At 70.0% G+C, this 18,829-nt stretch carries 16 protein-coding genes and 4 pseudogenes; 6 read left to right on the top strand and 14 right to left on the bottom strand.

Translation table 11 applies throughout. The features are described 5' to 3' along the window. Positions 1 to 23: 23 nt before the first annotated feature. From OG407_RS04250 to OG407_RS04270, 5 genes are all read right to left on the bottom strand, one after another. Positions 24 to 1,850, bottom strand: a complete 1,827-nt coding sequence (locus OG407_RS04250; RefSeq protein WP_405855126.1) for a sensor histidine kinase — start codon at positions 1,848 to 1,850, stop codon at positions 24 to 26. After that, positions 1,847 to 2,545 carry a response regulator gene (locus OG407_RS04255; RefSeq protein ID WP_405855128.1) on the bottom strand — a complete coding sequence of 233 codons (699 nt, stop codon included), beginning with the start codon at positions 2,543 to 2,545 and terminating at the stop codon, positions 1,847 to 1,849. Before OG407_RS04255 ends, OG407_RS04250 begins: the two co-directional genes overlap by 4 nt. Positions 2,546 to 2,563: 18 nt before the next feature. Further along, a complete protein-coding gene (locus OG407_RS04260; protein ID WP_405855130.1) occupies positions 2,564 to 3,310 on the bottom strand; it encodes a L,D-transpeptidase family protein in 747 nt (248 codons plus the stop codon). Between the two features lie 41 nt (positions 3,311 to 3,351). Beyond that, positions 3,352 to 4,788: a M1 family metallopeptidase gene (locus tag OG407_RS04265; protein ID WP_405855132.1), complete on the bottom strand. Its 1,437-nt coding sequence runs from the start codon at positions 4,786 to 4,788 to the stop codon at positions 3,352 to 3,354. 110 nt (positions 4,789 to 4,898) lie between these two features. Next, the gene (locus OG407_RS04270; protein WP_405855134.1) at positions 4,899 to 5,378 is read right to left on the bottom strand and encodes an RrF2 family transcriptional regulator; all 480 of its coding nucleotides are present in this window, start codon (positions 5,376 to 5,378) and stop codon (positions 4,899 to 4,901) included. Positions 5,379 to 5,550: 172 nt separating this feature from the next. On the opposite strand from OG407_RS04270, the gene OG407_RS04275 reads away from it, so the two are divergent. Both OG407_RS04275 and OG407_RS04280 read left to right on the top strand, forming a co-directional pair. Next, positions 5,551 to 6,027 (top strand): nuclear transport factor 2 family protein, encoded by a 477-nt coding sequence (locus OG407_RS04275; RefSeq protein ID WP_405855136.1) that lies wholly within the window; start codon positions 5,551 to 5,553, stop codon positions 6,025 to 6,027. Positions 6,028 to 6,060: 33 nt separating this feature from the next. Beyond that, positions 6,061 to 6,363 (top strand): NAD(P)-binding domain-containing protein, encoded by a 303-nt coding sequence (locus OG407_RS04280; RefSeq protein WP_405868273.1) that lies wholly within the window; start codon positions 6,061 to 6,063, stop codon positions 6,361 to 6,363. Here OG407_RS04280 and OG407_RS04285 read toward each other — a convergent pair. The 6 genes and pseudogenes from OG407_RS04285 to OG407_RS04310 all read right to left on the bottom strand — a co-directional run bounded on the left by OG407_RS04285 (position 6,357) and on the right by OG407_RS04310 (position 10,343). Further along, positions 6,357 to 7,421, bottom strand: a complete 1,065-nt coding sequence (locus tag OG407_RS04285) for an enoyl-CoA hydratase/isomerase family protein (RefSeq protein WP_405855138.1) — start codon at positions 7,419 to 7,421, stop codon at positions 6,357 to 6,359. The genes OG407_RS04280 and OG407_RS04285 overlap by 7 nt on opposite strands. Then, positions 7,418 to 7,708 (bottom strand): annotated as a pseudogene (locus tag OG407_RS04290) (acyl-CoA dehydrogenase family protein); the annotation flags it as partial. The pseudogene OG407_RS04290 and the gene OG407_RS04285, both read right to left, overlap by 4 nt. Continuing rightward, a pseudogene (locus OG407_RS04295) lies at positions 7,663 to 8,360 on the bottom strand (ECF transporter S component); the annotation flags it as partial. The pseudogenes OG407_RS04290 and OG407_RS04295, both read right to left, overlap by 46 nt. Positions 8,361 to 8,376: 16 nt before the next feature. Next, positions 8,377 to 8,542 (bottom strand): annotated as a pseudogene (locus OG407_RS04300) (DUF4430 domain-containing protein); the annotation flags it as partial. 21 nt (positions 8,543 to 8,563) lie between these two features. Next, a pseudogene (locus OG407_RS04305) lies at positions 8,564 to 9,445 on the bottom strand (oleate hydratase); the annotation flags it as partial. Positions 9,446 to 9,596: 151 nt separating this feature from the next. Beyond that, complete coding sequence (locus tag OG407_RS04310) at positions 9,597 to 10,343, bottom strand: SDR family oxidoreductase (RefSeq protein WP_405855140.1); 747 nt, start codon at positions 10,341 to 10,343, stop codon at positions 9,597 to 9,599. Positions 10,344 to 10,439: 96 nt separating this feature from the next. Between OG407_RS04310 and OG407_RS04315 the strand changes: the two genes are divergently transcribed. Further along, positions 10,440 to 11,303 carry a LysR family transcriptional regulator gene (locus tag OG407_RS04315; protein WP_405855142.1) on the top strand — a complete coding sequence of 288 codons (864 nt, stop codon included), beginning with the start codon at positions 10,440 to 10,442 and terminating at the stop codon, positions 11,301 to 11,303. A 163-nt stretch (positions 11,304 to 11,466) separates the two neighbouring features. On the opposite strand, the gene OG407_RS04320 is transcribed toward OG407_RS04315, so the two are convergent. Then, a complete protein-coding gene (locus tag OG407_RS04320) occupies positions 11,467 to 11,757 on the bottom strand; it encodes a DUF5958 family protein (RefSeq protein WP_405855144.1) in 291 nt (96 codons plus the stop codon). A gap of 160 nt (positions 11,758 to 11,917) precedes the next feature. Between OG407_RS04320 and OG407_RS04325 the strand changes: the two genes are divergently transcribed. From OG407_RS04325 to OG407_RS04335, 3 genes are all read left to right on the top strand, one after another. After that, on the top strand, positions 11,918 to 14,143 hold the full coding sequence (locus tag OG407_RS04325; RefSeq protein ID WP_405855146.1) for a glycoside hydrolase domain-containing protein: 2,226 nt from the start codon (positions 11,918 to 11,920) through the stop codon (positions 14,141 to 14,143). A 53-nt stretch (positions 14,144 to 14,196) separates the two neighbouring features. Next, positions 14,197 to 14,865 carry a hypothetical protein gene (locus OG407_RS04330; RefSeq protein ID WP_405855148.1) on the top strand — a complete coding sequence of 223 codons (669 nt, stop codon included), beginning with the start codon at positions 14,197 to 14,199 and terminating at the stop codon, positions 14,863 to 14,865. A 61-nt stretch (positions 14,866 to 14,926) separates the two neighbouring features. Beyond that, positions 14,927 to 15,394: a hypothetical protein gene (locus OG407_RS04335; protein ID WP_405855150.1), complete on the top strand. Its 468-nt coding sequence runs from the start codon at positions 14,927 to 14,929 to the stop codon at positions 15,392 to 15,394. 135 nt (positions 15,395 to 15,529) lie between these two features. On the opposite strand, the gene OG407_RS04340 is transcribed toward OG407_RS04335, so the two are convergent. Next, positions 15,530 to 17,500, bottom strand: a complete 1,971-nt coding sequence (locus tag OG407_RS04340) for a potassium transporter Kup (RefSeq protein WP_405855152.1) — start codon at positions 17,498 to 17,500, stop codon at positions 15,530 to 15,532. Positions 17,501 to 17,665: 165 nt separating this feature from the next. Then, positions 17,666 to 18,787 carry an FAD-dependent oxidoreductase gene (locus OG407_RS04345; protein WP_405855154.1) on the bottom strand — a complete coding sequence of 374 codons (1,122 nt, stop codon included), beginning with the start codon at positions 18,785 to 18,787 and terminating at the stop codon, positions 17,666 to 17,668. Positions 18,788 to 18,829: the final 42 nt, after the last annotated feature.

Consider the following 18,829-nt stretch of genomic DNA (forward strand, 5'->3'; position numbering starts at 1 on the left):
GATGAAAGTGAGTTGATCTGGCGTCAATCCCCCTCTGGCGCGGTGGAGTTGGGCAGGCGCAGGGTGAACACGGATCCCGCGCCGGGTTCGCTCGTCGCCTCGACCGTGCCGTCGTGGGCGGCTACCAGGTCGCGGACGATGGACAGGCCCAGGCCGCTGCCTCCGGTGCGGCGGCTGCGGGACTGGTCGGCGCGCCAGAAGCGTTCGAAGACGTGCGGGATGTTCTCGGGCGCGATGCCGATGCCGGTGTCGGTGACCGTCAGGACGATGTCGTCGCCGTCGCGCCACGCGGTCACGGTGACGGTGCCGTCGACCGGGGTGTGGCGCAGCGCGTTGGACACGAGGTTGCCGAGGGCCTGGCGCATGCGGACCGGATCCGCCTCCAGCCAGAGGGAGCTGTCCGACTTGCCGGTGAGGGTGACCCCGGCCGTGTCGGCGGTGACGCGGTAGGCGGCGACGACCTGGTCGACGAGGTCCTCGACGCGCACGGGTTCGCGGTGCAGGCGCAGGGTGCCGGCGTCGGCGGCGGCGAGGTCCTGGAGGTCGTCGATGACCCGCTGGAGGACCATCGCCTCCTCGTGCAGGGAGCCGAGCAGGGCCGGGTCGGGTTCGACGAAGCCGTCGCGGGTGACCTCCAGCCAGCCGCGGATGTTGGTGAGGGGGCTGCGCAGTTCATGGGCGATGTCGCTGACCATGGCCTTGCGCTGGGCCTCCATGCGTTCCCGGCGTTCGGTGAGGTCGTTGAACGCCTCGGCCAGGATGCCGGTCTCGTCCCTCGTCCGCACCGGCACCCGGACGTGCAACTCCGGTGGCTGCTGGGCCGCTTCGGTCAGCGCGCGCAGGGGTCGTACGAGTCGCGTGGCGACGACAGCCGTCACCAGGACCGTGAGCGCCAGGACGGCCGCCGCCGCGCCGACGACCTTGGCCTTGTTCGCCGGGGAGACGGCGAAGCGAGGGGCGGTGGTGTCCCCGCCGCCCAGGAAGAGTTCGGCCACCGGCGCCACGTAGGGGTCGAGTTGGGCGCGGCGCGCGCTGTCGGTGCAGGCCTGAGCCTTGCGTGTGTCGGCCGCGTCGCCCAGCTTCTTGTACGCGCCCGTGGTGTACCGGGAGCCGAGGCTCTTGTCGAAGACGTCGACACCGAAGTACGGGACCGTGAGGCTCAGGCCCCCGCGCACCAGGCAGGGCTGGGCGCTCACGATCATGCTCTTCAACGCCTTGCCCTCGGTGGCGGTCGGGGTGTTGAGCTTCCCGTCGGCGCACGGCTCCGGCACGGAATCATTGGCGTCGTTGCCGTCCGCGTCGGTGAGGACGGGACGGCCGCTCGGCGTCATCGTGATGGTCGTGTCGATTCCGTTCTGCTTGAAGCACGCCTGCCGGTCCTTGGCCAGCTTCGCCAGCCGGGCCCGTTCCTTCGCGGTCAGCCGGTACGGCCCGACGACCCGGGGGTCGAGACCGCTGAGCTGTGCGCCGGGTTCCGTGTAGGTGTCGGTGTGCAGCGGGTCGACGCTCGCGGCGGCGCGGGGCGGCAGGGAGGTGCCGTGCGGTGCGGAGTCCGCGATGAGGACGCGGTCGGTGGTCGTGAGGGCGATGCGGCGGCCCATCTTCTTCGACAGTGCGCGGAGGGAGGGTTCGACGCCCTTCCACTCGGGGTGGGTCGCGGCGTATCCGCTGAGCTGCGCGAGGATGCGCATGTCGTCCGCGAGGTCCTGGCCCTGTTCCTCCCGGATGGCCCGGGTGGTGGTCTCCACCGCGAGCCAGGCCGTCGCCCCGACCGAGCAGAGGGCGATGAGCACGGTGGCGACGAGCAGCCGGACCAACAACCGCTTGCGCAGCGGTATCCGGGGCCTCACGCGTGACCACCGCGGAGCTTGTAGCCGACGCCGAACACGGTCAGCAGCCGGACCGGCCGTCGCGGATCGGCCTCGATCTTCTTGCGCAGGTTCATGATGTGGACGTCGACGGCCCGTTCCGTGGACGCCCGGTCGAGACCCCGGGTGTACTGGAGCAACTGCCGCCGGGAGAAGACCCGTTCGGGTTCGGCGGTCATGGCGAGGAGGATCTCGAACTCGGCCGGAGTGCAGTCGACGGGCACCCCGTCGCAGCGCACCTCGTGCCGCACCGCGTCGACCGACAGCCCCGCCGCCCGCACGACGGTGTCCTCCTGCCGATCCTCGGTGGCCCGGCCGCTGCGTCGCAGAACTGTGCGGATGCGGGCCATCAGCTCGCGCGGGCTGTACGGCTTGGTCATGTAGTCGTCGGCGCCGAGTTCCAGGCCGAGCAGGACGTCGTCCTCGGTGGAGCGGGCGGTGAGCATCAGCACGGGGATGTCGTCCTCGCCGCGCAGCACCCGGCACACCCCGAAGCCGTCGATCACCGGCAGCATGAGGTCGAGCACCACGAGGTCGGGTCTCAGCTCCCGGGCGGCCGCGATGGCGGCGGCCCCGTCGTGGACCACGGTCGCGGTGTGCCCTTCCGTCAGCAGGGAGCGTCGTATCAGCTCGGCCTGCATCTCGTCGTCCTCGGCGACCAGCACATGTGCGCACACGTGGCGGATCCTAAGCGGTCAGTGGTCGAGGGCGGCGGCGGCGCCCATGACGACGACGGGGTGCCGGGCCGGGTCCAGGGTGCGCAGGAGTTCCTTCATGTGGTCCTCGGCGATGCTGACGCAGCCGTGGGTGGGGCCGCCGTGGTCGACGTGGATCCAGATGCCGCCGCCGCGCGAGGCGCCGAGGGGGCGGGTCCAGTCGAGGGGCGAAGTGCCGGGCTGGCGGTTGTAGTTGATGGCGATCACGTAGTCGAAGGACCCTGCGAGGGGTTCGCCCTCGAAGCCGGTGCCGGGCGAGACGAAGCCCCTCCCGTGGTCGTACGACAGCTTGGTGCCGGGGTCCTTGAGCAGTCCGCCCGCGTCGGTGAGCGCGTAGACACCGATCGGCGAGCGCAGGTCACCGGCCATGTGGTGGTCGGACCAGCCCTTGAGCGCGTTGTGCGCGGCCCAGCTCGCGGTCTGCTGCCAGCCGTCGTCGGTGCGCTCGTACAGGGCGAGGGTGGAGAGGGGCGAGTCCTCGCCCCGGCCCGTCACCAGGACGACCTGTTCGGTGGCCGCCGGTATGCGCGCCAGCATCTTCGGCCCCACGCCCGGGAGTTGGCGGGGTGCCGCCTCGGCGGATATCTCCGACGAGGGCGACGGCGCGGACGAGGAGGCGGGTGTGGGGGCGGACGTGTGGTCCGTCGCCGCCAGCGCACCGCCGCCGCATCCCGTGAGGAGAACGGATGCGGCGACCAGTGCGACCGAGGGAATACGAGTGATCATGAGTCGACGATGACCGACACATGTGAGGAACTCGTCAGTTCCTACGGCAGGGTCGGCTTTCCTTTCGTGTAGAGCCAGACGTGGAACAGGACGTCCACCGTCTTCACCGACTCCTGCCCCGCCTTCCGCTCCGCAAGGCTGATGAACTGTGCTGTTGTTCCGTGCCCGTGGCGGTGTGCGCTCGCCCAGGCCCGCAGGATCGTGAAGAAGGTCTTGTCGCCGACGGCCAGGCGCAGTTGGTGCAGGGCCATGGCGCCGCGGTCGTAGACCGGCGTGCCGAAGATGTTCGCGCCGCTGCCCGGGTCGCCGGGCGGGAACGACCACAGGTCGTCGGTCGCCTTGCGGGCGTACAGCGCGTCGAAGGTCTGCTGGGCGGTCTTGCCGCCGTGCTGCTCGCTGTAGAGCCACTCCGCGTAGGTCGCGAAGCCCTCGTTGAGCCAGATGTCCTTCCAAGAGGTCAGCGACACGGAGTCGCCGAACCACTGGTGGGCGTTCTCGTGCACGAGGGTGCTGAGGTCCGGCGCCGAGTCGTAGATCGGCCGCCCCTGCGTCTCCAGCGCGTATCCGACGTCCGGGGCGTGGTCGACGATCGACCCGGCCGAGCGGAACGGGTACGGCCCGAACAGCTTGCTCTCCCACTCCAGGACGGAGGGCAGTTTCTTCAACACGGGTGTCGCGGCGGCGACTTCACGCGGGTCGACGGCGTTGTACACCTTGACGCCGTCGCGGGTGGTGTACTGCTCGACCTTGAACTTCCCGACCGTCGCGGTGGCGAGGTAGGCGGCCATCGGCTCCGGCGCGTGCCAGCGGAACGTGGTCTTCCCGTGGGCGGTCTTCTGCCCGAGGAGCACGCCGTTGGCGACCGCGGTGCGCCCCTGCGGGACCGTGATCGTGAAGTCGTACGACGACTTGTCCTTGGGGTGGCTGTTCGCCGGGAACCACGTCATCGCGCCCTGCGGCTCACCGGCCACGAAGGCGCCGTCGTCGGTGGCGATCCAGCCGTCGGCCGAGCCGTCCGGGTCCGTGACCTGCTTCGGGACGCCGTTGTAGGTGACGGTGACCTGGAACCGCTGCCCCTTGCGCACGGCCCGGCGCGGGGTGACGACGAGTTCCTGTCCGTCGCGGCGGAAGTCCGCCTTGGCACGGTCGACGGTGAGACCGGTGACCTTGAGGCCCTTGAAGTCGAGGTCGAAGCGGGTGAGCTTCTCGGTGGCGCGGGCGGTGAGCACCGCCCTGCCCTCCAAGTGGCGACTCGTCGGGTCGTAGCGGAGCGTCAGGCCGTAGTGGGCGACGTGGTAGCCGCCGTTGCCGGAGAGCGGGAAGTACGGGTCGCCCGCGCCGGCCGAACCGATCGTCGTGGCGCCCGCGGGTGCGGCGGCCGCGAGCAGAGCGGTGAGGGCGACGGGGACGGTGGCCACGACTGCGCTGCGGCGGAGGACGGCGGTGCGTCTTGTGGACTGCTGCCGGAGTTGCGTCACATGCGCTCCTAGCGGGTGAGGGGGGTTGATCATCCGCCTCAGAGACTAGGCCGCCGACTCCCTCCGGATCCCTCTTGTTAAAGCAAACTTGTTCGGCACTCGGTGAGCGGCTAGTGGCTGCGCGCGAGGAGCGGCGGTTCCGGAGCGGGAGTGGGGGCGGCCCGGTCGATGGCGCGTAGCTCGTCGAGGCTGTCGGCGAGGGTGCGGCCCGCCAATGTGTGGAGCACGGCCGTCTCGGTCTCGTCGGTGAGCCTGAGGAAGTACTCGGCGGAGTGGTTGGTGACCAGGCACTCGCGGGGTCCCTCCGGCCGGGGGGCCCACAGCGGCTTGTCGCCGATGGACGAGCGGTAGATCTCCTCCAGCGTGATCCGGTCCGCGGGCCGGCCCAGGCGGACACCTCCGCTGCGGCCCTTGATGGACGCGACGAGACCGTCCTGCACCAACGGCACCATCAGCTTCCGCACCAGGCTCGGGTTCGTATCCAGACTCCTGGCGAGCTGGGTCGAGCTGAGGACGGGACTGCCCGACTCCTCGGCATGCCCCAGCAGGAGCATGGCCTTCAGCGCGCTGGAGAACCGCACGTCCAGCATGGTCGCACCCCTTTTCTTCCGCTTCTTCCGCCGCTCGGTCCGGGTGAGCCCCGACGCCCCCATATTAGCAACTCCTACTGTTGCACTTCCGCCCAAGGATATGTACTTTTCACACATGCAGATTGCGGCCGCCCAAGGCGCCCGTCCAAGAGCAAGAGAACTGGAGAACGTCATGAGCACCGAGACCGAGATCAGGCAGATCGTCTCCCGCTACACCCGGGCCGCGGACCAGCGCGACGGCGAGGCGCTGGCCCAGCTCTACGAGGCCGACGCGGTCGTCGAGGTCCACTACCACCGCGGGCCCGACGGGACTGAGCTGCTGGGCAAGCTCTCCGGAGGGGCACAGATCGCGGCGGCCATGTCCACGGCCATGGCACCGCACCCGCCGCTGGGCTGGAGCCACCACACCACGTACGACCACCTGGTCTCCGTCGACGGCGACGAGGCAAGCATCGAAACCCAGTTCATCACCTTCGACGTCGCCGGAGCCAAGAAGCCCGCGGGCGGCTGGCCCGAGGGCACCTTCGGCGCCCAGGGCACCATCAAGCCGATCGAGTCCGGGTACTACCGCTTCACCTTCCACCGGGCCGACGGCGCGTGGCGCATCCGGCACCAGGACGTCATCCACGACATCCCGTACGTCTTCTGATACGTCGTCAGATCACCCGGCGGCCTTGGACTCATCGGCAGTGGAAACCTCGGGGGCACGCTCGCCCGGCTGGCGGTCGACGCCGGACTGGACGTCGCGCTCAGCAACTCGCGCGGGCCGCAGACGCTGTCCGGCCTCGTGGACGAGCTGGGGGCACGGGCCCGAGCGGCAACTCCCGCGCAGGCGGCGGCAGATGGGGACTGGGTCGTCGTGACGATCCCGGTCGGCGCAGTGGGGGCGGTTCCCCGGGAGCCGCTCGTCGGCAAGACGGTCATCGGCACCGGCAACTACTTCGCCCCACGTGACGGCACCACCTGCGCGCCCGACAACTATTGAGTGATGTCCGGTACGGCGAGGCCGAGTTCGCGCTCGCCGAGGGGTGCGAAGAAGCGCTCGACGTCCGCGTCGCCGACCTCGGCGAGTGTCGGCGGTGACCAGTGCGGGGTGCGGTCCTTGTCGATGACCTGGGCACGGATGCCCTCGACGAGGTCGGGGGCGGCCAGTGCAGCGCAGGAGACTCGGTACTCCTGGTTCAACACGTTCTCCAGCGCGCCGAGTTGGCGGGCCCGACGCATTGCGACGAGGGTGACCTTCAGTGCGGTGGGCGACTTGGTGAGCAGGGTTTCGGCGGCCTGCTTCGCCGCGCTGTCGCCGTGGTCGAGCAGGCGCTCGATGACCTCCTCGACGGTGTCTGCCGCGTAGCAGGCGTCGATCCAGGCCCGTGCCTCCGCCAGTTCGCCGAGTGGCGCCTCGCGCGTGTACCGGCCCAAGGCCTCCCGTACCGGCGCGTCGGCGAGGTCGTCGAGAAGCTGGGGCAGGGACTCGGAGGGGATGAAGTGGTCGGCGAGGTCGCAGTGCAGGGAGTCGGACGCGCCCACCGCGACTCCGGTCAGTGCCAGATGGGTGCCGAGTTCGCCGGGCACGCGGGCGAGGAGATACGTGCCGCCGACGTCCGGTACGAAGCCGATACCCGTCTCCGGCATGGCGACCCGCGACCGCTCGGTGACGATCCGGAAGCCGCCGTGCGCGGAGACGCCCACGCCGCCGCCCATGACGATGCCGTCCATGACGGCGACGTACGGCTTCGGGTAACGGGCGATACGGGCGTTGAGCCGGTACTCGTCGCGCCAGAACGCGGCGGACGCCGAACCGTCCCCGTCCCGCGCGTCGTTGTGGATGGCGCGGATGTCGCCGCCCGCGCACAGTCCCCGCTCCCCCGCGCCTGTCAGGACAACGGTCTCTACGGCCGGGTCGTGTTCCCAGGCCGTCAGCGCCTCGTCGATGCGGCGGACCATGGTGTGGGTCAGGGCGTTGAGGGCCTTGGGCCGGTTGAGGGTGAGGTACGCGGCGCGCCCTTCGACACGTACGAGTACGGAGTCCTCGGTGCCGTTCATCCGAACACCTCTGCCAGACCGCGGGCCATGGTTACGCGCATGATCTCGTTGGTTCCTTCCAGGATCTGGTGGACCCGCTGGTCGCGGACGATCTTCTCGCTACCGTATGCGCTCAGGTGGCCGTAGCCGCCGTGGAACCGGAGGACGCGGGCGGCGATGCCGAGACGGCCGCCGTTGAGCGCGTTCAAAGCGATGCAGAACCCCTCGCCCTCGGAACCGGTCGGCGGTCGGCGGTCGGCCGTCAACCGGACGCGGTCCAAGGCGACTTGGCGGGTCGGCCGGGCGCTCGGAAACCGTCCGGATCAGCAACCGGTGCGGGCGCCGCGAAGCGCACAGGCGCCTGGAAACGGGCCTTGCGGGCGGCCCGGCGGAAGGCGGTCAGGACCGCGGGCCCGGCCAGCAGGACGCAGACGAAGTTGGTGACCGCGCGGCCGGTGTCCCAGCCGAGGGATGTGGCGAGGTCGAAGGCGAGGTAGCGGTGCCACTGCTCGGTGAAGGGCAGGCCGGACAGATAGGCGATGGAGCTGTTCGGGTTGAGGGAGAACGGCCAGAAGGAGAGGTTGAGCAGGAAGCCGAACAGGTAGCCGGAGAGCGACCCGTAGACGGCCAGCATCAGCACCTCGTACCGGCCCCGCGCTCGGGGCAGGAACCCGGCGAGCATGCCGACGAAGGCGCAGCCGTACATCTGGTACGGCATCCAGGGTCCGACCCCGCCCGTGATGAGCGCCGAGGCGAACAGCGAGGTGCAGCCGAGGACGAAGCCGAAGCCAGGGCCGTAGACGCGGCCGGCGAGGACGAGGACGAAGAAGACGGTCTCGATGCCCTCGGTGCCGGCGCCCAGCGGGCGCAGCGCCGCGTTGACGGCGGACAGGACGCCGAGCATGGCGAGGGCCTTGGAGTCGATGCCCCCTCGGCGATCTCGGAGAGGACGACGCACAGCTGTGAGCCCCTCCGCTCAGAACACGGTCCAGGTGAAGGCCACCTTGTCGCCCAGGGTTCAGCTTGAACTGGCAGCCGCCGACCGGCGTCGGGGTGCCGTTGACGGAGATGTTCCAGTAGGCGGTCCCGCCCCCGGAGACGTTCTCGATCGTGTCGACCGAGTAGTCGTCGAACGAGGCGTGCTCCTCCGCTCGTTCGGCTGGTCAGTGGCGGTGCATCGTCTGCAGGGCCTCGACCAGGACCTTCGGGTCGTGCCCGCCCTTGTAGACCGGCGGTGGTTGCCGGTCCAGGTGCAGGAGTTGGGCTACGGCGGTCCAGGCGGTGCGTACCGAGTACTCCACGGTAAAGACGACATCGTCGGGGACCTCGGCGTACTGGCCGATGAAGGCCAGGTTGGTGGAACCCTCCGGGACGACCTGCGGCCGGTCTCCCGAACTGCGCACCAGGAACTGGCTGGTGATGTACGGCATCAGCACCGGGATGACGATCGAGCGGTCGAGGATCCGCGGACCCTCCTCGAAACGCAGATGCCGCAGAACCTCGTCCAGGACCTCCCGGCCCGTACACGCACGCATCGGCTTGCGCACGAAGTCGCCCTCCCTGTCCGGGAAGAGGCCATAACCCCACCACACGAAGGTGTCCTCGGGCTGCCCGCGGAAGTGCGGCTGGTGGTTGAGGACGATGGTCAGCAGCCAGTTGGAATCCTTGAACGTGATCAACCCGCCCCTGCCGGCCTCACTGCCGCTGAACTTCTCCATCAGCTCGAAGAACGCCGGATCCTTCGTCGTGACCGTGAAAGACGCCCAAGTCGAGTCCGGGATGGAGGAGTTGAAGACCGACGGGGCCCCTACTCGGCCCGGCCGCTTCGCCGCGAGCGTCTCCCACAGCCGCCAGGATCCCGCGTCACCGGAGGTGTCCAGCACGGGCGCGGTGTCGCTGGAACCGAGCGCGGAGCCGGCGGTCATCGAGCCGTTGGTGACCAACACCAGGTCACCCGGGCCGAGTTCCGTCTCCTCACTACGGCCCTCCCGCGTCCAGGCAAGGGCCTCGACGGTGAGCGCGTCCCCGTCGGCGAGACGCAAGTCGCCTTGATGCCTTGACGCCGCGACCACGAGCGGCCCGGGCGGAGGCACGGGCACTTCACCGGCGCGCGATCGGCTTTTCCAGGGTCGGGTGCGGGGTGGTCGCTCGCAGCAGGGCGGGGCCGGACGGGTGATCTCGCCGACAGGTGGCGGGCTACCAGGGAATCACCCCGTCGTCCTCCAAGAACGACCCGGTCGGGCCTCCGTCGGGCAGCGTGGCGAGCCGGATCGCTGTGGCCGCGCCCTGCTCAGGGGTGCGGGGTCCGTGGAAGCCGGTGAAGTCGGTGGCGACCAGGCCCGGGCAGGCGGCGTTGATGAGGATGTTCGTGTCGGCCAGTTGGCGGGCGTACTGGACGGTGACGGCGTTGAGGAACGTCTTCGACGGGGAGTAGGCCGCCATGACGGGGCCGATGTCGATGTCCGGGTCCGCCTGGCGGGTCAGGGAGGCGACGGCGCTGGAGATGTTGACGATGCGGGGCGAGGTCGAGCGTCGCAGGAGCGGCAGCATCGCGTTGGTCACCCGGATGATGCCGATGACGTTGGTCTCCATGACCGTGCGGACCAGGTCGAGGTCGAGCGTGGTCGGGTCCTGGATCCATCCCGGCCCCATGTCTCCTGAGATACCGGCGTTGTTGACCAGGACGTCCAGGCGCCCGGCGAGTCGTTCGATCAGTTCCGCGGCAGCGGTGACGCTCCGGTCGCCGGTCACGTCCAGCGGCACCCCGAACGCGTCGGCCCCGCCGGCGCGCAGCTTCTCCACAGCACTCTCGCGCCGGGCCTCGTCGCGGGCTCCCACGCCCACCCGGTACCCGAGGGCACCCAGCCCGGCCGCGATCTCGTACCCGATTCCCTTGTTCGCGCCGGTCACCAGCGCGGTCTTCGCAGTCTTCGTTTCGCTCATGCCGTTGATGGTCACTCGCGGGCCAGCGGTGCGGCCAACACCGATACGGTGCCCTGTCATACCCGGTGGGTATCACCCGGAAGTTACGCTGGGGCCATGGACGCCCTGGAGACCCGCGAGTTGAGGTACTTTCTGGCCGTCGCCGAGGAACTGCACTTCGGCCGCGCCGCCGAGCGCCTCGGCATGGCCCAGCCGCCGCTGTCCCGGGCGATCCAGCAGCTCGAACGGCGCCTCGGCGTCCGCCTGTTGGAGCGCGACCGGCGTGGCGTCGCCCTGACCGGTGCCGGTGAGGTGCTGCTGCACGAGGGCCGCGCCGCCCTCGACGCGAGCACCGCCGCCGCTCGCCGCACCCGTCGCGCCGGCGGCGCCGACCGTCCGGACGGTCCCCGCGACCGTCTGGTGCTGGCGGTGAAGGCCGCCGCGTCCCACGAACTGCTGCGGAAACTCCTCGACGCCTACCTGTCCGAGCCCGGCGCCGCCGAGATCGAGGTGCTGCCGTGCGGCATGTGCGAGCAGCCGGAGATGCTGCGCGACGGCCGCGCCGATGTGGCCCTCATGCACGCGCCGTACAACTCCCTCGCCGGGTTCGACAGCGAGGCACTGATGACGGAGGGGCAGATCGCCGTCCTGCCCGCCGGGCACCCCCTCGCCGCGCGCAAGGCGTTGACCATGGCCGACATCGACGACATCCCCGACCTTCCGCCCGCCCGCTGGCCCAACCACGGCACATACCCACCCGGCCCGGGCCCCGAGATCCACGACCAGACGCAGCTGGCCCAACTGATCGCCCTCGGACGCACCATGGCCGTCTTCCCCGAATCCGCCCGCTCCTGGCTGTGGGCCGGACACACCGCGGTCCCCCTGACCGACGCGCCTCCTGTCGTCACCCACATCGCCTGGCCCGCCCACAGCCGCTCGCTCGCCCTCGCGGGGCTGGTCCGCACGGCCGTAGAGCTATGACCCTTACGGCGGCTGAGGGTTAAAGGCTGGGGCGCACTCGGCGACATACCGGCCGACAGCCTGGGGGCATTGCGGCGCCACCCTCCGCATCACCCACAACGCCCACAGCACCCACGCGTCATCGGCGCTCACCACCGACCCCCACGGCTCAACACCCCGCCGTTCAGCCCGAATCCATCGGCCCCGCTTTCCGGACCAGCTGATGCCAGGCATGGGTGCACCCCTCGGCACAGAACCGCTCCCGGCGGCGCCCGTGCGTCGGCCGGATGCCGGCCAGACGCACGCTCTCGGGGCCGTCCTCCAGCGTCGCGCGGGCCTGCACGCAGAACCCGCCGAGGTCGCGCAGGACCTCGAACTGCTCGGCGGCGGCAAGGCCCTCGAACCACTCGACCCCCTGTACGAGCGGACGCAGTCCCCGCGCCAACTCGTTGAGCTTGACCGTGCGTTCATCCATCCACCCACCCCGTGATTCAGCTCGGGCCGACGCCTCTGCGGACCCATCGAAGCAGGCCGGCGCAGCAGATCGCGCAGGGCGACCGGCGTAGACGTACGACTGGAGTATTAGAGCGTGTTCGAATTCATTGCGAGGCCACCGCCCTTCGCGAAGTCTGTCGGTGCACCGTCAGCCGACCGAGCACGGTGCAGGGGGCGAGCCGGTCGTGGCCGACGCGATGGTGGAACAGGCTCAGAGATTCATCAACAGCTATGACGTCGACGGCATCCCGAAGGTGGAGGTCGACGGCAGGACCAGCTGGACGGTGATGTTCGCGCTCACCCGGGCGCTCCAGCACGAGTTGGGCATGACCACTCTGGCCGACAGTTTCGGACCGGCCACGCTGGCTGCTCTGCAGGCCCGTTTCCCGGTGATCGACGGCAACACCCGCAACGGCAACATCTACCGGATCGTGCAGTCCGGCCTGTACTGCAAGGGGTACGACGGCGACCAGATCAACGGCGACTACACGGAACGCGTCTCCGCGTCCGTCACCAGCCTCAAGCGGAACATGGGCGTCGACGCCGCCTACCCGGGCGACAGCCTGACCCCCAAGGTCTTCAAGGCCCTGTTGACGATGGACGCGTACGTGCTCGTCGAGGGCGGCACGGACGCCATCCGCTCCGTCGAGCAGTGGCTCAACAGCCGTTACGTCGGCCGCCGGGACTTCTTCGTGATCCCCTGCGACGGCAACTTCTCCAGGGACGTGCAGAAGGCGCTGATCTACGCCATCCAGTACGAGATCGGCATGAGCGACGACGTCGCCACGGGTGCGCTCGGCCCCGCCACGAAACAGGGACTGCGCGACCACACCGTGGCCCAGGGCTCCACCGGCACCTGGGTCGCCCTGTTCAGCGCGGCGATGCTCTTCAACCGGCGGCCCGGAAGCTCCTTCACCACCACCTTCGACGCCGGACTCGCCTCCAGGGTGCGGGACTTCCAGAGTTTCGTACGGCTCACCGTGAACGGTCAGGGCGACTTCCCCACCTGGGCCTCCCTGTTGGTGTCCACGGGCGACAACACCCGCGCCGGCACCGCCTGCGACACCGTCACCGAACTCACCCCAGCCCGCGCCACCGCCCTGTACTCGGCCGGCTACCGGTATGTCGGCCGCTACCTCTCCAACGTCCCGGGCTCCACCCTCAACAAGCAGCTCCAGCCGGGCGAGTTGACGGTCATCGCCGCGCACGGCCTCAACGTCTTCCCGATCTATCAGACCTACGGCGGAGAGGCGGCGTACTTCCGTCGTGCGCAGGGCATCGCCGACGCCCACGCCGCGATCGAGCGCGCCCGCCACTACGGCTTCAAGGCCGGCACCCGCATCTACTTCGCCGTCGACTTCGACGCCCTCGACTACGAGGTGACCGACAGCGTCCTGCCGCACTTCCGCGGCATCAAGGCCGTCATCGACGAGTACGGCCCCGAGTACCGCATCGGCATCTACGCCCCGCGCAACGTGTGCAGCAGGGTCGGGGCGGAGGGGCTGACCTCGGCCAGCTTCCTGTCCGACATGTCGACGGGCTTCTCGGGAAACCTCGGTTACCCGCATCCCGCGGACTGGTCGTTCGACCAGATCGCCACGATCTCCGCGGGCAGCGGCTCCGGCGCGATCTCCATCGACAACGACATCGCGTCGGGCCGTGACGAGGGGCAGAGCAGCTTCCTGGAGGAGAACGACGACAGTCACCTGGACGGCCGGTTCGACACGTTCTTCCGGGACGTACTGCTCGCCGACGTGCAGAACTACTTCGTCAACTCCATGGGGGTGCCCGAGCAGGGCGGTGAGGGCTCCCGGGCCTACAGCGTCCGCACCACCACCCAGTCGTTCCAGATGGTGATGGACCTGGACTGGCTGATCACCTCGCTGTCCCGCACGTACGGGATGCGCAAGGCGCTGATCCAGTGCCCGCTGCTGTGGGAGCTCAGGGCCCTCAACCTCGCCGACAAGGTCGCGGACGACGCCGTGGAGGCCGGCCTCGTGGACGACAGCAGCACCGGCCTCGGCCAGATCCGGGCGCACACCGGCATCGACGCCCGCAACTACTGCGTGGACGCGGGCATCATCACCGGCCGCATCATGAGCGTCGACAACGCCGACGACCTCAGCACCATGTGGCACAGCCTCCATGACGACGACGTCTACAACATCAGCACCATTCCGGCCGTCCTCGTCCAGGGAGCGGGCCTCATCGGCGTCGCGCGTCCCTCGGTCACCAGCAGCGACGCCGACAGCCAAGGGATCATGGGCCGCTACAACGGGACCGGCGAAGGGGCCCGGCAGTACGGAACCGCGATGATCGGCCTCTACGCCGTCTTCGAGAAGTACAACAGCCTCATGCGCGACTGACCGCGCCCCCCACTCACGTACTTCCCCCCTTCTTCTCTCCCCGGAGCCACGCCATGTCCCTACCCAGCCCTGCCCCGACCCGGCGCGTGCTGTTGCGCACGGCCACCGGACTCGCCGCCGCCGTGGCGGTACCCGGACTCGCCACCGCCGCCGTGGCGGCAACGGACGCGCCCGGCCCCGCAGTTGGCCCGTCTTCCCGAGTCGATCCGCGCACGGGCGACACCAGCGCGAACGGCTGGCCCACGGAGAAGGGCGCCGACATCGGGGGCGCCGTATGGACCAGAGCCGTACCGGGCACCGGCGCCACCGTCGCACTGCGGCTCGGCGCGGCCGCCGCCGTGCTCGTCCATGTGATCAGCCGCTACCACTACGAGGTCGAGGCGCTCGAACCGGACGACGTCCAGGGCTTCCGGGCACCGCGGGGCCTGACCGGTTTCCGGACCAACTACGCCTCCGGCACCGCCGTCGCCCTCCGCCCGGGCGCCCATCCGCCGGGCGCGACCGGCACCCTCTTCCCCGCACAACGCGCCGCGATCGCCGACATCGTCGCCGACTGCGCGGGCGTCGTGCGGTGGGGCGGCACCTTCAGCACCCCCTACGAAGCCCACTTCCAGATCGACGTCCCGCCGTCCGACGACCGCCTCGCGCGGCTCGCCGACCGGATAGGACGCCGCGATCTCGCGCTCGGGCAGGGCCCGGGAACGTTCGCCCTGCGCGGCTGAGACGTCACCCCGCACCACCAGCCACCGAACCGAACATGACCACGACCACGAGGAGACAGCAGTGAGAAACACCGCGAAATCGCTGGCCGCGACGTTCGCCGTCATGGCGGCGGCCGTCGTCACGGCCCTCGGCGTCACCGCCGCCCCGGCCTCCGCCGCGCCTTCCAGCGCGCAGTACGACACGGCCTGCAACGTCACCTACTCCTACATCTCGGGCGGTTCCCACCACGGCGCCGGCGAGGTGAACTACTGCCGCCTGTGGGGCGGCAGCATCGGCGTGCGCTCGGCACCCGGGTCCAGCACCCTCGTGGGCACCGTCAGCAGCGCCAACATCAACTGGTTCCGCGGGGACACCCTGAGTTCCACGTTCTGTTCCGGCAGCTACTGCAACGACGCCTGGGCCTTCACCGAGGCGGACAACGGCAATTGGGGCTGGGTACCGGAGGTGTACTTCTCCAGCTCCAACACCAGCTGGGACCCGAACCTCCGCGCCTGCGCCAGCCAGGCGGGCCTCTGCGCACCGTTCTAGGACCCGGCTGACGGAACCGCCGGCCACCAGGAACCATGAGCCATTCATGGCCGCGGCGCGTGTGCGCCGCGGCCATGAATGGCGTCGCCCGCGCTCAACTCCCGTGGTGCGACGGGCCGTAGACCACAGGCATGCCTACACCTCGATGTGCCAGCCCATGATGATCGTCCGGTCGCGGGGCAGGCCGAAGTGTTCGGCGGCGTCGGCCGTGATGTGGGACGTGGCGATGAACAGCCGTTTGCGCCAGGGGGCCATCGTCGGGGCGGGGCCACGCCGTAGGTCGATCGTCGACAGGAAGTAGGACGCCTGGTCGAGGAGAAGCGGCCCCTCGGTGTCGGACGGGTCGAGCATCGCCAGTGTGGCGGGCACATCCGGTGTCTCCATGTAGCCGAACCGGGCGGTGACGTGGATGATCCCGTCGTCGGCGTAGCCGAGGCCGTCGACGACGATCCGCCGGTCGGCCGGGACACGGGGCACGGGTTCGGTCTCGATGGAGAGGATCACGACCTGCTCGTGCCGTACGTGGTTGTGTTCCACGTTGGCGCGCATGGCCAGGGGCGCCGTCCGCTTGCCCCGGTTGAGGAACACCGCCGTACCGGGGACCTGGAGCACCGGCCGTTCCCCGCTGCGGAGTTGGTCGACGAACTCGCGCAACGAGCCCTCGTGTTCCGCGCGTTCCGCGGTGACGACCTCGCGGCCACGCTGCCAGGTCGTCATGACGGTGAACGCGGTGATGCCGATCAGCAGCGGCAGCCACGCGCCGTGGACGAGCTTGGTCAGGTTGGCCGCCACGAACAGCAGGTCCACGGAGAGCAGCAGGGTCGCGCCGGTCGCGATGAGCCAGAGAGGCGTGCCCCACTTCGCGCGGGCGACGTAGAAGAACAACAAGGTCGTGATGGTGATGGTGCCGGTGACCGCCATGCCGAACGCGAAGGCCAGGGCAGCGGAGCTGCGGAAGGCGAAGACGAGGGTGAGGACCGAGACCATCAACAGCCAGTTGATCCAGGGGACGTAGATCTGGCCGATGGTGGATTCGGAGGTGTGCGCGATCCGCAGCCTCGGGAGGTACCCGAGTTGGGCCGCCTGCGAGGCGACCGAGTACGCGCCGGTGATCACGGCCTGGGAGGCGATCACCGTGGCCGCCGTGGCCAGCAGGACCATCGGCCAGCGTCCCCAGTCCGGCACGAGCAGGAAGAACGGGCTGCTGATGTTGGCCGGGTCGTCGAGGATCAGCGCGCCCTGGCCGAGGTAGCTCAGGACGCAGGCGGGGAAGACGAGGAACATCCAGGCGCGGGTGATGGCCCGGCGGCCGAAGTGCCCCATGTCCGCGTAGAGGGCCTCCGCGCCGGTGACCGCGAGCACGACCGCGGCGAGCGCGAAGAAGGCGGTGCCGAAGTGGCCGAAGAGGAAGCCCAGGGCGTAACTCGGCCACAGCGCGCGGAGGATGGCCGGGTGATCGGCGATGGCCACGACGCCGCACGCGCCGATGGCCACGAACCACAGGATCATGACCGGCCCGAACACCCGCCCCACCGCCGCGGTCCCCCGCCGCTGGACCAGGAACAGCAACACGATGATCACCGCGGTGATGGGCACGACCGCGTCGTCCAGCGACGGTTCGACGACCTTGAGCCCCTCGACCGCGGACAGCACCGAGATCGCCGGGGTGATCATGCTGTCGCCGAAGAACAGCGACGCGCCGAAGATGCCAAGTCCGGTCAGCACTACGGCGGCTCGCCGCCCCCGCTGCGAACTCCACTGCCGCACCAGCGTGATGAGCGCCATGATGCCGCCCTCACCCTCGTTGTCGGCGCGCATCGCCAGCAGTACATAGGTGACCGTGACGATGACCATCACCGACCAGAAGACCAGCGACACCACCCCGTACACGTTCTGCGTGCTGACCGGGACCGGGTGCGGGTCGCTCGGGCTGAACACGGTCTGGAGGGTGTAGATCGGGCTGGTCCCGATGTCGCCGAAGACCACCCCGAGAGCCCCGATCACCACCGCGAGCCGCACGGTCTCCCGCGCACTCGCCCGGCGAGCCTCCGGCGGCCCCGCCGCGGACCCCTCGTCCGCTACGGCCCCGTGCCCACGCTCGGCCATGGTGATCCTCCCTCTGGCGGACCGCGGTACCGCAGGCCCGGTGCATCGGGGCGGACACTACCCATGCGCCGGCGCAATCGCCCGCAGGCGCCCGCCACTTCGCCTCGGACCGTGTCGCGTCACGGACGAGGAAGTGGTGGGTTCTGATGCTCGCGCGCCTAGCGTTCAGGTCGGCTGGACCTGGTCGAAGACGGCGAGGGCTTCGGCGGGGTCCGGGCTCACGAGGCGTTCCAGACCGGCTGTCGTGATCTTCGCCCACCTGCCGGCCCGTGCCCACATCTGTTCCTCGAAGGCGCGGACGGCCTCGTCCAGATCTTCGGGGTCGGTGGCGATGGACTCGGCGAGTTCGGCGCCTTCCAGCATCGCGAGGTTCGCGCCCGCGCCCAAGGGGGGCATCAGGTGGGCGGCGTCGCCGAGCAGCGTGACCCCGGGGACGTGGGTCCAGGTGTGGGACACGGGCAGGACGTGCAAGGGGCGGTGGACGAACGCGGTGCCGTGGCGCAGGAGGTCGAGGACGGGAGCGGCCCAGCCGTCGAACAGAGCCAGCAGACGCGATCGCACGGCCTCGACGTCGGCCAGGTCCAGGTCCGTGTGCCAGTCCAGCGGCGCGCGGAATCTCGTGTACACCTTCACGTGCCCGCCGCTGTTGCGCTGGGCGACGAGGCTTCGGTTCACGCCGTACACAGCCACAGAACCGTCGCCGATCAACCGGGCGAGGTCGGAGTGGCGGGTGTCGACGTCGTCGAGGGAGGTCTCGATCGAGGTGACGCCGGTGTAGTGCGGCGTCACCGACGAGACGGCCGGGCGGACCCGGGACCAGGCGCCGTCCGCGCCGACCACGAGGTCGTACGTATCCTGTCGTCCGTCCGCGAAATGGACCTGTACGCCACCGTCCCGGGCCCCCGGCACCACCCGCGTCACGCTCCGACCCCACTCGACGTCGAGCGGGCCGAGCAGCAGGTCACGGAGTTGCCCGCGGTCGATCTCGGGGTTGGCCCGGTCGTCCGGACGGGGCCGCCAGTCGCGCAGCACGGTCCCGTCGGTGTCCAGGATGCGCATGGCCTGCCCCTCGGGACGGGACAGCGCCTCGAACTCCGCCACCAGCCCCGCCTTCTCCAGCGCGAGCTGGCCCAGCCCTTCGTGCAGGTCCAGCGCGCCGCCAGGAGGACGGGCGTCGGGGCCAGGATCGCCTTCGAGGACGGCGGCAGCGTGGCCATGGCGGTGCAGGACACGGGCGAAGGTGAGGCCGGCGGGGCCGCCCCCGACGACAGCGATGCGAAGTCTCATGCCGATACACTGTATTGACTCGATACGGCGCATCGCAACAGT

This window comes from Streptomyces sp. NBC_01515, assembly GCF_045040345.1.
Lineage (GTDB): Bacteria > Actinomycetota > Actinomycetes > Streptomycetales > Streptomycetaceae > Streptomyces.

Excerpts from the sequence above, each read along its gene's own strand:
- OG407_RS04340 (WP_405855152.1), bottom strand. The coding sequence starts at position 17,500 with ATGGCCGAGCGTGGGCACGGGGCCGTAGCGGACGAGGGGTCCGCGGCG.
- OG407_RS04320 (WP_405855144.1), bottom strand. The coding sequence starts at position 11,757 with ATGGATGAACGCACGGTCAAGCTCAACGAGTTGGCGCGGGGACTGCGT.
- OG407_RS04310 (WP_405855140.1), bottom strand. The coding sequence starts at position 10,343 with ATGAGCGAAACGAAGACTGCGAAGACCGCGCTGGTGACCGGCGCGAAC.
- OG407_RS04330 (WP_405855148.1), top strand. The coding sequence starts at position 14,197 with ATGTCCCTACCCAGCCCTGCCCCGACCCGGCGCGTGCTGTTGCGCACG.
- OG407_RS04345 (WP_405855154.1), bottom strand. The coding sequence starts at position 18,787 with ATGAGACTTCGCATCGCTGTCGTCGGGGGCGGCCCCGCCGGCCTCACC.
- OG407_RS04275 (WP_405855136.1), top strand. The coding sequence starts at position 5,551 with ATGAGCACCGAGACCGAGATCAGGCAGATCGTCTCCCGCTACACCCGG.
- OG407_RS04270 (WP_405855134.1), bottom strand. The coding sequence starts at position 5,378 with ATGCTGGACGTGCGGTTCTCCAGCGCGCTGAAGGCCATGCTCCTGCTG.
- OG407_RS04260 (WP_405855130.1), bottom strand. The coding sequence starts at position 3,310 with ATGATCACTCGTATTCCCTCGGTCGCACTGGTCGCCGCATCCGTTCTC.
- OG407_RS04315 (WP_405855142.1), top strand. The coding sequence starts at position 10,440 with ATGGACGCCCTGGAGACCCGCGAGTTGAGGTACTTTCTGGCCGTCGCC.
- OG407_RS04285 (WP_405855138.1), bottom strand. The coding sequence starts at position 7,421 with ATGAACGGCACCGAGGACTCCGTACTCGTACGTGTCGAAGGGCGCGCC.